Source organism: Thiobacillus denitrificans ATCC 25259 (genome assembly GCF_000012745.1).
In the GTDB taxonomy this organism is placed as follows: domain Bacteria; phylum Pseudomonadota; class Gammaproteobacteria; order Burkholderiales; family Thiobacillaceae; genus Thiobacillus; species Thiobacillus denitrificans_B.
In genome coordinates this window covers 1,575,039-1,586,819 of the sequence record NC_007404.1, presented here as the reverse complement: position 1 = coordinate 1,586,819, position 11,781 = coordinate 1,575,039, and the positions used below count along the sequence as shown (strand labels likewise).

9 protein-coding genes are annotated in these 11,781 nt (G+C 59.6%); 8 read left to right on the top strand and 1 reads right to left on the bottom strand.

Annotation, left to right across the window (positions count from 1 at the left end; all coding sequences use genetic code 11):
• The first annotated feature begins 24 nt into the window (after nucleotides 1-24).
• The 7 genes from TBD_RS07465 (at nucleotide 25) to darG (ending at nucleotide 9,795) form a co-directional block, all read left to right on the top strand.
• Nucleotides 25-1,239: an HD-GYP domain-containing protein gene (locus TBD_RS07465; RefSeq protein ID WP_011312007.1), complete on the top strand. Its 1,215-nt coding sequence runs from the start codon at nucleotides 25-27 to the stop codon at nucleotides 1,237-1,239.
• 157 nt (nucleotides 1,240-1,396) lie between these two features.
• On the top strand, nucleotides 1,397-1,813 hold the full coding sequence (locus TBD_RS07460; protein WP_041432530.1) for an MbcA/ParS/Xre antitoxin family protein: 417 nt from the start codon (nucleotides 1,397-1,399) through the stop codon (nucleotides 1,811-1,813).
• A complete protein-coding gene (locus TBD_RS07455) occupies nucleotides 1,810-2,490 on the top strand; it encodes an RES family NAD+ phosphorylase (protein WP_011312005.1) in 681 nt (226 codons plus the stop codon). Before TBD_RS07460 ends, TBD_RS07455 begins: the two co-directional genes overlap by 4 nt.
• Nucleotides 2,491-3,006: 516 nt before the next feature.
• Nucleotides 3,007-5,724 carry a DEAD/DEAH box helicase gene (locus TBD_RS07450; RefSeq protein ID WP_011312004.1) on the top strand — a complete coding sequence of 906 codons (2,718 nt, stop codon included), beginning with the start codon at nucleotides 3,007-3,009 and terminating at the stop codon, nucleotides 5,722-5,724.
• A gap of 2 nt (nucleotides 5,725-5,726) precedes the next feature.
• Nucleotides 5,727-8,066: a DNA methyltransferase gene (locus TBD_RS07445; protein WP_011312003.1), complete on the top strand. Its 2,340-nt coding sequence runs from the start codon at nucleotides 5,727-5,729 to the stop codon at nucleotides 8,064-8,066.
• A gap of 5 nt (nucleotides 8,067-8,071) precedes the next feature.
• Nucleotides 8,072-8,752 (top strand): type II toxin-antitoxin system toxin DNA ADP-ribosyl transferase DarT, encoded by a 681-nt coding sequence (darT, locus tag TBD_RS07440; protein ID WP_011312002.1) that lies wholly within the window; start codon nucleotides 8,072-8,074, stop codon nucleotides 8,750-8,752.
• Nucleotides 8,753-8,754: 2 nt separating this feature from the next.
• A complete protein-coding gene (gene darG / locus TBD_RS07435) occupies nucleotides 8,755-9,795 on the top strand; it encodes a type II toxin-antitoxin system antitoxin DNA ADP-ribosyl glycohydrolase DarG (RefSeq protein ID WP_041432527.1) in 1,041 nt (346 codons plus the stop codon).
• 26 nt (nucleotides 9,796-9,821) lie between these two features.
• On the opposite strand, the gene TBD_RS14275 is transcribed toward darG, so the two are convergent.
• Nucleotides 9,822-10,871, bottom strand: a complete 1,050-nt coding sequence (locus TBD_RS14275) for a hypothetical protein (RefSeq protein ID WP_011312000.1) — start codon at nucleotides 10,869-10,871, stop codon at nucleotides 9,822-9,824.
• A gap of 50 nt (nucleotides 10,872-10,921) precedes the next feature.
• Here TBD_RS14275 and TBD_RS07425 point away from each other — a divergent pair, with 50 nt between their 5' ends.
• On the top strand, nucleotides 10,922-11,773 hold the full coding sequence (locus TBD_RS07425; protein WP_041432525.1) for a hypothetical protein: 852 nt from the start codon (nucleotides 10,922-10,924) through the stop codon (nucleotides 11,771-11,773).
• The last annotated feature ends 8 nt before the right edge of the window (nucleotides 11,774-11,781 follow it).

The following is an 11,781-nucleotide window of genomic DNA, read 5'->3' as shown; positions in this document are numbered from 1 at the left end:
ATACCAATAAGATCCGTCGTGACAATGCTAAAAAAAATCAAGGCCGCCGAGCTGCGCCCCGGCATGCACCTGCATGAATTGTGCGGCGCGTGGATGGCACACCCGTTCTGGCGAGCCCGCTTCACCCTGACCGACCCCGAGGACATCCGACGCATACTCGACTGCGGCATCGCCGAGGTCTGGATCGACACCGCCAAGGGCCTCGACGTTCCGGGCGCGATTCGGGAAGCGGTCGATCCCTCGGTCACCGAAACGCTGATGGCGGCCGGGGCCGCGCAGCACACCGAGCCGTCCACACGCGCGTCGATGAGCGAAGAGCTGCGACGTGCCGCGACGCTTTGCGCCAAGGCCAGAAACGCCATGTTTTCCATGTTCCAGGAAGCGCGTATGGGCAAGGCCGTCAGCACCGAGAACGCCGGCGAGCTGGTCGAGGAGATTTCGCTGTCGGTGATGCGCAACCCCGGGGCGCTCATCAGCCTCGCGCGGCTCAAGCGCGCGGACGACTACACCTACATGCATTGCGTCGCCGTGTGCGCGCTGATGGTCTCGCTCGCGCGGCGACTCGGCCTCGACGCCCGCGACGTGCGCGAGGCGGGGATGGCCGGCCTGCTGCACGACCTCGGCAAGGCGCGTATGCCGGGCGAGGTCCTGAACAAGCCGGGCAGACTTTCCGACGACGAATTCCGGATCATCCAGCGGCATCCGGTCGAAGGTCACCGCATGTTGGGCGAATGCCAGCAGGCCAGCGACATCGTGCTCGACGTCTGCCTCCACCACCACGAAAAGGTCGACGGCAGCGGCTATCCCGACGGCCTCGGCGCCGACGCGATCAGCCTCTTCGCCAAAATGGGTGCGGTCTGCGACGTCTACGACGCGATCACTTCCAACCGCCCATACAAGGCCGGCTGGTGCCCCGCCGAGTCGGTACGCAAGATGACCGAGTGGAGCCGCGGCCACTTCGACGCGCGCGTGTTCCAGGCCTTCATCAAATGCGTCGGCATCTATCCGATCGGCTCGCTCGTGAAGCTCGATTCCGGACGGCTCGGCGTGGTGATCGAGCAGACCGACAAGTCGCTGCTGGTGCCGCGGGTCAAGGCCTTCTTCTCGACCCGATCGCAGACTTACATCGTTCCCGAAGTCGTCGACCTCTCGCGACCCGGCGCGAACGAAAAAATCCTCGGCCACGAAGACCCGGCCAAGTGGGGGATCAAGGACCTCGACGCGCTCTGGGCGGGCTGAAGCTGCTGTGGCCTCCGGCTCAGCGGCTCCCACCGCCCGAAAGCACTGTAAAACGGCCGGGACCGTACGCCTCCCACAACCCCGCCCCGAATTTGCCGCAAGTCCACAAATGGACTATATTTCAATCGAAGTTCATTCTGATCCTGGAGGGGCCGCGATGCAGCACGCCGCCAACGCCGTCAAACCTGCGCACAAGCCTGTCGGGCGTGACCTTTCGGCCGCCGGCCTGCGCGCCTTCTTCAACATCGCGCGCGACTGGGCGCTCAACACCGAGGCACAGATGGTGCTCCTCGGATCGCCGGGCCGCTCGACCTTCTTCAAGTGGAAATCCGCCCCCGAGTCGGCCGACCTCAGGCGCGACACGCTCGAGCGCCTGTCGTATCTGCTCGGTATCTACAAGGCGCTGCAGATCCTGCTGCCCGACACCGCCGCCGCCGACGCCTGGGTCAAAAAACCCAACAGCGCGCCGCTCTTCGGCGGCAAGAGCGCGCTCGACCGCATGCTCGGCGGCAACGTCGCCGATCTCGTCGCGGTGCGCCAGTACCTCGACGCGCAACGCGGCGGCTGGGCTTGAACTACCCGACCACGCGGCTCAACTGGCCGCGGGCCTGGCGCGTTATCCCGAGCCGCTTTCCCGCCGTCGGCCTGTTCGAGCGCGTCGCCAGCCCCGACGATTTCGACGCGCTCTACGCGCTCGAAGCCATGACCAACGACCGCCTGCGCGACGAGGTCGGCGACATCAGCCTCGTCCCGCCCGAAGAACGCCTCTTCGGCCCCGGCAGCACCTGCATCATGGCCGCGTTCACCCACCTCAACCCGCAGGGCAGCCGCTTCAGCGACGGCAGCTACGGCGTCTTCTACTGCGCCCGCAAGCGCGACACCGCGATCGCCGAGACACGCTACCATTCGGCTCGCTTCATGCAGGCCACGCGCGAGCCGCCGATGCGATTGCAGATGCGGCTCTACAGCGTGCAAGCCCGCGGCGAAGCGGCCGACCTGCGCGTCGCCAGTAAGAGCGACCCGCGCATCGTCGCCCCCGACGACTACAGCTACCCCCAAGCCATCGGCCGCAGCCTGCGCGCAGCAGGCGCGCTCGGCATCGTCTACCCATCGGTCCGCCACTCCGGCGGCGGATGCCTCGCGGCGCTGCGCACCGGCATCGTCAAAAACTGCCTGCACGCGGCGTATCTGGAATACAACTGGAACGGGGAGGGCATCGATGCGGTGTTCGAGGTGAATCGGGTGTTGTGAAGGCGCCGGTGGGCGCGCGACAACGGCTCAAGCATTCGGGGTACTCGCGGTGACGCAATCCAACGACCATTACGCCCGACTGCCGCGATCCCTTCGACCAGCCGTTCCTGCAACTCACTATCTCCGGCAAGGCCGACTCCCTCCTCAGCGGCGACCAGGATCCGCTGAGCCTGGCCGCGGAGTTGAAATGCCTCGTCGTTACAGCCGAGCAGTTCCTGAAAGCCATTGGTCTATGAAGCGGTTGCATAGGAGCAGCTGCATATGCAGGCTGGGCAGGGCAGCGGCGGCCGCGAAGCTCCAGGGCCAGCGGGCCATCGCTTGATCTACAGCTACCGCATCACTCACCTACAAATCACCGAGAACGAAATCCATGCTGCTCGATATCGGCAGCCCGATGAGTTGTATGGGTGAGTCGTACCAGCCGGTAGAGCCACACACGCTGCGGCCGAGAGGTGCGCCGATGTGCGAAGATTCGCCTGATAACAAGCACAAGGAACATTCTCGTTCTATTGATATATGGCCCTCCATCCTGAATTGCCTGAGTCGCCCTATGACGAGTTGCTGCCCGACCAGCGGTGGTTTCCTGCCGCCGAAGAGTTGCGCAGCACAGCTTACGAAAAGCTATTGCCTCCCTTGGTTGCCAAGATTCGTGAAGAAATCAAGGCGTGGAGAGACGCAAACTATGCTGGCGCATCTGGCACTTCCCGCGCGTTACTGAACTGGTGGTTTGGAACCGGGCACTTGCTCGAACAGGCAGACGGTAGCCTATCGCCGTACCGCTATTACTTCGCACAGCGCGAAGCCGTGGAAACCGTGATCTGGCTGCACGACGTGCGGAAGGTGCGGGACAAGTTCGATTTGTTGCGCTTCGATGCGTCGGGTGCTGCATCCTCCGGAATGTTCCCGGAGGACTGGCCCCGGTATGTCGTCAAAATGGCCACCGGCGCAGGCAAGACCAAGGTGCTCTCCCTGCTCATGGCCTGGAGCTACTTCCACAAGCTCTACGAAGCAGATTCGCCGCTTTCACGAAATTTTCTGCTGATCGCACCCAACATCATTGTGCTGGATCGTTTGCGTGCGGATTTCGATGGGCTGCGCATCTTCTTCAACGATCCCATTCTTCCGGACAATGGTTTCGAGGGCCAAAACTGGCGCGACGATTTCCAGATGACGCTGCATATTCAGGATGACGTACGCGTCCAACGCGATACGGGCAATCTGTTCCTGACCAACATTCATCGGGTCTATCTCAGCGACATTCGCGAACCAACGCTGGAAGACGATGACCTGCGCGATTATTTCCTGTCGCCCTTTGGCTCCAAGCCCTCCGGAAAGACCACGGATAGCAGGGCTGACCTGGGTGAAATCGTTCGCGAACTGGATGAATTGGCCGTGTTCAACGATGAGGCGCATCACATCCACGATGATCGCCTTGCCTGGTTCAAAAGCATCCAGGACATTCATCACAGGATGCTGCAGAAGGACGGCCGTCTGGCGCTGCAAGTGGACGTAACGGCCACGCCCAAGCACAATAACGGTGCGATTTTCGTGCAGACCGTTTCGGACTATCCGCTGGTCGAGGCCATCCACCAGAATGTGGTGAAGCACCCGGTGCTGCCCGATCCGGCAAGCCGTGCCCGCCTGCAGGAGCACAAAAGCGCGATCTTCACCGAGCACTACGCCGATTACCTGAACCTCGGCATCGAGGAATGGCGCAAGAGCTATGCCGAACACGAGGCGCTGGGCAAGAAGGCGGTGATGTTCGTCATGGTGGACGACACCAAGAACTGCGACGAAGTCGGCGCCTGGCTGGAAAAAACCTGCCCCGAACTGCAAGGCGCTGTGCTCGTCATCCACACCAAGAACAACGGCGAGATTTCCGAATCCGCCACGGGCAAGAACAAGGAAGAACTGGAGCGCCTACGCAAGCAGTCCAACGAAATCGACTCCTGGGCCAGCCCCTATAAAGCCATTGTTTCCGTGCTGATGCTCAAGGAAGGCTGGGACGTGCGCAACGTCACCACCATCGTCGGCCTGCGCGCCTACGCGGCGCAAAGCAACATCCTGCCCGAGCAAACTCTGGGCCGCGGCTTGCGCCGCATGTATTTCGGCTCCGACACGCCCGAAACCGTTTCGGTCATGGGCACGCCCACCTTCATGGAATTCGTCGAATCCATCCAGAGCGAAGGCGTCCAGCTCGAATATCGCCCCATGGGCGGCGGAACCAAGCGGCAGGATTCGCTGGTCGTCGAGGTGGAGGCGCAAAACGCCGACAAGGATCTGGACGCGCTGGATATCGAACTCCCTCGGCTGACCCGTCGCTTCAACCGCGAATACCAGGATATCGACGCGCTCGATCCGGCCAGGCTGGGCAACGCCAAGCTGAAGCTCAAGGATTTCACCCCCGAGGAAACCCGCGAGATCGTCTTCAAAACCATGCTGGATGCCGAAATCCACCACACCATCCTGCTCGACGGTGCCGGGCCGGCCGATTACCGATCAGTGGTCGGTTTCTTTGCCCGCCAACTACTCAAGGAACTGCGCCTCGTCGGCGGTTACGACGTGCTCTATCCCAAGGTCAAGACCTTCATGGCCGAGCACCTGTTCGCCGACTCTCCGGTAAGCCTCGATGATCCGGTGGTGCTGCGCAATCTCTCCGAGCCCGATGCCGGGAAAGTGTTGTTCGACGCATTCAAAAAAGCCATCAACACGCTTACGGTCCAGGACACCGGCACCTGCCGTATTGAAGATCGCATCCGCCTGCGCGACACGCGCCCCTTCCGTACCGAAAACCGCCCCTATTTCGCCCCGAAGAAATCGGTATTCAGCAAGATCGTCGGCGAGCCGCATGCGGGCGGATTCGAAATGGCCTTCGCCAGCTTTCTCGACGACGCACCGGATGTTGTCGCCTTCGCCAAGAACTACCTCGCCGTCGGGTTCAAGATCGATTACGTCAAGGCCGACGGCGATTTATCGAATTACGTGCCGGACTTCCTGCTGAAAACCGCCGACGGCACGGTCTGGATCATCGAAACCAAGGGGCGCGCCGAACTTGACCTGCCGCAAAAGATGGCCCGCCTGCGCCAGTGGTGTGCGGATGCAACCCAGGCCAGCCAGGCCGAGGGGGGGGCGGCCTACCGCTTCGTATACGTGGACCAACAAGGCTATGAGCGCAACCCGCCTAAGACCTTCGCCGCGCTCGCCGCGAGCTTTACCGAATTTCAGGAGATCTGAACATGGCCCGCCAGCCCAAGGAAGCCTACGACCTGACGGACGCCGAAAAGCGCGATCTCATACAGTTGATTCAGGAAGGCAAAGCCTTGCCCGAGAAATACCGCTTCATCCTGTTCGAGGACAAGCGCGAAGTGGAACTGGTGTGGAACGGCAAGAGCCGCGAGGTCTGCACCACCGTGCTGCCATTTCAGTCGCTGGAGCATGTGGACGAGCCGCGTCTGGAAAAACCGGAACTCGGTACCATGGACCTGTTCGACACCCGCGGCCGCCAGCTTAAGGGCTGGACCAACAAGCTCATCTGGGGTGATAACAAACTAATTCTTTCATCGCTTAAGAGCGGCGCGCTACGCCAGCAGATCGAGGATGCAGGTGGCTTGAAGCTGATTTACATCGACCCGCCCTTCGATGTGGGAGCCGATTTCTCTATGGACATCGAGATCGGCGGCGAGACCTTCCACAAGGAGCCCAACCTGCTGGAACAGATAGCCTACCGCGACACTTGGGGGCGCGGGGCGGATTCCTTTATCTCGATGGTCTATGAGCGCTTGATTTTGATGCGGGATTTGCTGGCGGACGATGGCTCAATATATGTACACATGGGAAAGACTGTTGCTCACTATGTCAGGCTTGCTTGTGAGGAGGTGTTTGGATCAGCGAACATCGTCAATGAGATTACGTGGAAGCGCTCTCATGCACACGGAGATACTGGCCAGGGGGCGTCCCATTTTGGAAGGACTACCGAGACAATTCTTCTTTTCCGGAAGAGCGAAAAAGGGATATGGAATCCACAACACAAACCCTACACGGATGACGTGCTCGCTAGGGATTACAAATACACGGAAGAAAAGACTGGCGAGCGGTATCGTCTGATGCCAGTCGATGGCCCTGGCGGGGCGGCAAAAGGTAACCCTTATTACGATTTTCTGGGCGTTAAGGGCTATTGGCGGTATTCATTTGAAACAATGACCAAGCTTTATGAGCAGGGTGAGATCGTACTTTCTTCAACCGGGAAGAGTCTTAGTCGTAAGAAATTCCTCAAAGATGCGGAAGGCACGCCGGTAGTCGATTTATGGGACGAAGTGAACCGCATCAGTCCAACTTCGTCGGAGAGACTAGACTACCCCACCCAAAAACCAGAAGCTCTGCTCGAACGTATTATCAAAGCCAGTAGCAACGAAGGTGATTTGGTGGCGGACTTTTTTTGTGGCAGTGGTACGACCGCTGCAGTGGCAGAAAAGCTAGGCCGCAAGTGGATAGCAACCGATCTCGGCAAGTTTGGTGTTCACACCACGCGCAAGCGCATGATTGGGGTGCAGCGGCAACTGAAGGACTCCGGCAAGCCGTTCCGCGCCTTCGAGGTGTTGAACCTGGGTCGGTATGAGCGCCAGGCTTATCTCAATGTTGGTGGGCGCTTGAACGGCCATCAGAAGGAACAGCTACTGGCACAAAAAGAGCGCGAGTTCCGTGATCTCATCCTGCGCGCCTACAAGGCCCAGCCGCTGGAGGGCGAAAGCTTCTTCCATGGCAAGAACGCGGGGCGGCTGGTCGTGATCGGCCCCATCAACCTGCCCGTGGGCCGGCTGTTCGTGGAGGAAGTCATCACCGAGTGTCGCAAGCGCGGCGCCTCGCGCGTGGACATGCTCGCCTTCGAGTTCGAGATGGGCCTGTTCCCGGCAGTGCTGGAGGAGGCCAAGCAGAAGGGTATCGACCTGGTGCCAAAGCAGATTCCGCCCGAAGTGTTCGACAAGCGCGCGGTCGAAAAAGGCCAGGTGGTGTTCTTCGATATCAGCTTCGTCGAGGCCACGCCGCGCTACGCCAAGAAAGACAAGTTCACGCTGCAGATCGAGCTGACGGATTTTTCCGTCTACTACACCCAGGGCGCGGCCGAGGCCGCTGCCGCTAGCCTGAAAAATGGCAAGAGCCAGGTTGTTTGCGAACAAGGCCAGCTTATCAAGTTGAGCAAGGACAAGGACGGCGTCGTCACCCGCGAGATTCTTACCAAGAACTGGACCGACTGGGTGGACTACTGGGCGGTGGACTTCGACTACATGAGCCGCAAGGAAATCATCAAGGTCGCCAAGGGCGCAGGCATTGACGGCAGCCTTCCCGGCTTCGAGCCGCCGCAGGGCGAGTTGACCCTGCCGGAGTTCGAGGAACGCTGGACCGGCGGCTACATCTTTGAAAACGAGTGGCAGAGCTTCCGCACCCGCAAGAGTCGCGACCTGGAAATGATTTCCGCGCCGCACACCTACACCCAGGCTGGCCGCTATACCGTGGCCGTAAAGGTGATTGATATCTTCGGCAACGACACCATGGTGCTGGTGCCGGTGAGCGTGGGCTAAGCGCCATGGCGGTGCCAAATCCTGTCCGCCTGTTTCACATCACGGCAATTGCCAATTTGCCGGCAATTTGTGCGGCAGGCGCGTTGCTGTCCAAGAATCAGGGCGCAACGAATGGCATTGCTTACCAGAATATCGCCCATCAAGGTGCGCAGGGTGCCCGCTCCATCAAGTCAGTGCCTAACCCGCCGGGCGGGCTGGTTCACGACTTTGTGCCGTTCTATTTCGCGCCGCGTTCGCCCATGCTTTTAGCCATCAACGGCGGGCGTGTCGCTGGATGTGACTGGCGGCAGGCGGATATTGCCCATTTTGAAACGACGGTGGAACATGTGACGGCAGCGGGGGAAGACTTTGTGTTCTATGACCTCAATGCAACGCTGGCCTGGAGCACACCGTATACGGGCTTGGCCAACCTCGACAAAGTGGCTTGGGATTTGATCTGCGAGTCGCCCGCCCTGGATGGCTACTGCAAGTATTGGCAGAGCAAACTGGACCATGCACGTTATAGCGACCGAATGGAGCGGCGGCAGGCCGAGTTTCTGGTCAAAGGCATGGTGCCCTTGGTCAGATTTACGCGCATCGGCGCGATCGATCGAGGCCACGCCGACGTGGTACGTGCGATTCTGGATCAGGCAGGCGTAAAATTGCCGGTGGTGGTTAAACCCGAGTGGTATTTTCTGGGGCAATAGACGTGACAATCACGATTAAACAGGGCGATTTGTTACGGCAGGACGATGTGGATGCCATCGTCAACACGGTGAATTGTGTTGGCGTGATGGGCAAAGGCATTGCGCTCCAGTTCAAGAACAAGTGGCCGGCGAATTACAGCGCCTACGAAGCGGCGTGCAAAGCCAAACAAGTTCGTCCGGGAACCATGTTTGTCTTCGACTCCGGCGGCTTGGTCAAACCCAACTACATCATCAACTTCCCAACCAAGGACCATTGGCGCGGCAAGTCACGAGTTGAGTTCATTCGTGATGGGCTGGTTGATCTGGTTGCACAAGTCAAACGGCTTGGCATTCGCTCCATTGCCATTCCACCGCTTGGTTGCGGCAACGGCGGGCTGGAATGGGATGAAGTGCGCCCGCTTATCGAACAGGCATTTGCCGTTCTGCCAGACGTGGAAGTGCGACTATTCGCGCCTGCTGGCGCGCCTGATCCGAAGAGCATGGAAGTGAAAACCTCACGTCCAAAGATGACGGCGGGTCGCGCAGCTATCCTCAAGGTACTCGATACCTATCGTTCTCTGGAATACGGTTTGTCTCGTATCGAAGTGCAGAAGCTTGCTTACTTCCTGCAAGAGGCTGGCGAGAGCCTCAGTCTGTCATTCGTCAAGAATCAATATGGACCCTATTCCGATCAACTGCGCCACGCGCTGAACCGGATGGAGGGCCACTTCATACGTGGCCTTGGCGATGGCGTTGTGGATGCTGAAATCGAACCGCTGGAAGACGCACTTGCCGAGGCAGAGCAGTACGTCAGTGCAAGCGGGCACGCTGCTTTGGCCCGGCACGTTGAGCGTGTCGCGAATCTGATCGAGGGTTTTCAGACGCCATACGGAATGGAATTACTGGCTACGGTTCATTGGGTTGCAACCCATGAACCGACCGCGCATTCATTCGATCAGGTAGTCAGCGCCGTACATGCCTGGAATGAGCGCAAGGCAAGGATCATGCAGCCTGCGCATGTGCGGGCTGCATGGAGTCGGCTAGACGCTCAAGGGTGGCTATAAGCTTAACTCTAGGAGTCGTGGAAAGGTCAGACGCGATACTCAAATCGTAGGTTTGTACCTGTCCGCGTAACCCGGTCAAAGCTGAATACATGTTCGTCCGGGCTTTCCTGGCACCGTCCCACAAGCCGCCCATGGAATTCCCGCCCGCCACTTTCCACTTGAACCTTTGCATTGCAGACAGGGCAGGTTGCGGCATAGCGCACTAGGCCTAGCCGGCTGGCAGAGCAGGGAGCGGTGTCGAGTCTGGTGAGTTCAAGTTGAACACCGTATTCATGAAAGCCAATCAGGATATCCGGCGCCATGGTGATGCGCTTGTCACCCAGCCGGCCTACGGCCATGACCATCCGCCAGGCAACCACGCCGATCAGGGCGGCGGAGGTAACCAGAACCAGAATACGATTGGTTGGAATCGCTTGCTGATGGGACAGGGTTAACCACACGGCGAGGATGACTACGACCGCGAAAATCAGGGAAACGATAGCCGGGGTCACGAAGAGGGCCTTTCGCCAGCCCGTCAGGTGGAATTCCCCGGAAAAGAACCGGCGCGCCCACCAGACGGGCTTGGGGGTCGTTTCGCGGATGTAGTGGATGTCGGCGTTCGGTGTAGCCAAGGCTGGCCCCCTGACCAGCGGCCGGACTTCGACTGCGTAAAGGGATGAGCGGCCCGCGCCGCCTTTGCCATCCCCTCTCTTTTCCGGCCAGGGATAGACGTTGAGGCCGTAGTTTGCGGCGAAGTCTTGCAGACCGCTTAAGCGTTCATCCCGTTTTCCTTCCCACGCTTTCCACGCCTCGCTGACCCAGCGGGTGGCCTTGTCGGTTTCGGTGTCGATCTGCGCGGCCAGATAGATGGCCTTGGTCCCGATCTTCCCACCCCCGTTTTTTTTCAGTTGATCCAGCGTCTCTTTGGCCAGGGCTGCCAGCAATCGAAACGCCTTGCTGCCGTCGTCATGGGCGGCGACGTAGTCGCGCAGGCAGTGGGCAACGGCTTGGGCGCTCGGCGTCCCATCGAGCGGTTTGGTTTCATGAGCAACCGTCGAGGCGGGTTCGTCGACGGTTTCGGGCTGTTTTACGAGCATGCGGTGGTCCAGATTGGGCTCTGTCTTTTTATTAAAACGGAGTTTTGATCATGCCACACGAATCCGAAACCATGACTTTTGCGCGGGCGGCCGATGGGCGCACGGTGCATATCGACGAAGTAGCGAATGGCCTGGGGTGCGGGTGCGTCTGCCTGAAGTGCGGGGGAAAGCTCCTGGGGCGGCACGGCGATGTGCGCCAGCATCATTTTTCTCATTACTTGGCTATCGAGGGGTTGGGGTGTACCGAAACTGCGTTACACAAGGCCGCCAAGGAAATTATTCAACAGGAAAAGCGCGTGGCCTTGCCGCCTCAGCTTGAGGGAATCGGCTTACACCTCGGCAGCGAGGTTTGTTTCGAGTCGGTGTCCCTGGAACACCGGCTTGGAAGTGGCGAGCTGGCTACGGAAATCGTTGCCGATGCCTACGGCCAGGGTTTCGTAGATATGGTCATCGAGATTGCAGTGCACCATCGGGTGGATCAGGACAAGGCCGAGAAAACCCGACGCCTTGGCCTGCCTGCGGTGGAAATCGATCTTGGCAATGCGATGTCGCAGCATTTGGATTGGGCGGCGCTGCGTTATGCAGTGATGGTTGATCTGCATCGCCGGCGTTGGATCAACCTGCCAGTTCCAGAACCCGCTACAGCGAAGCAAATCGACATCGCATCAGCGCCACCGATATGGCAGTTCAATATTCGTGGCACCCCCGTCGTCGCCCGCAAACTGCCAATTAGAAATGTATCGGTCTGGCATTCGTTTGACCCGCGTGTCCGCGGGATTGTCGAGGGTGCTTGCCGCGGGCGCGGTTGGTGGAATAAGAAATATCGCAATTGGGTGGTATTCGATCGGTTCTGGCCGGAGGTCTTTGCCACCTTGCAGGCTTTGGACCAACAGATAAATTAGGCCGGAAG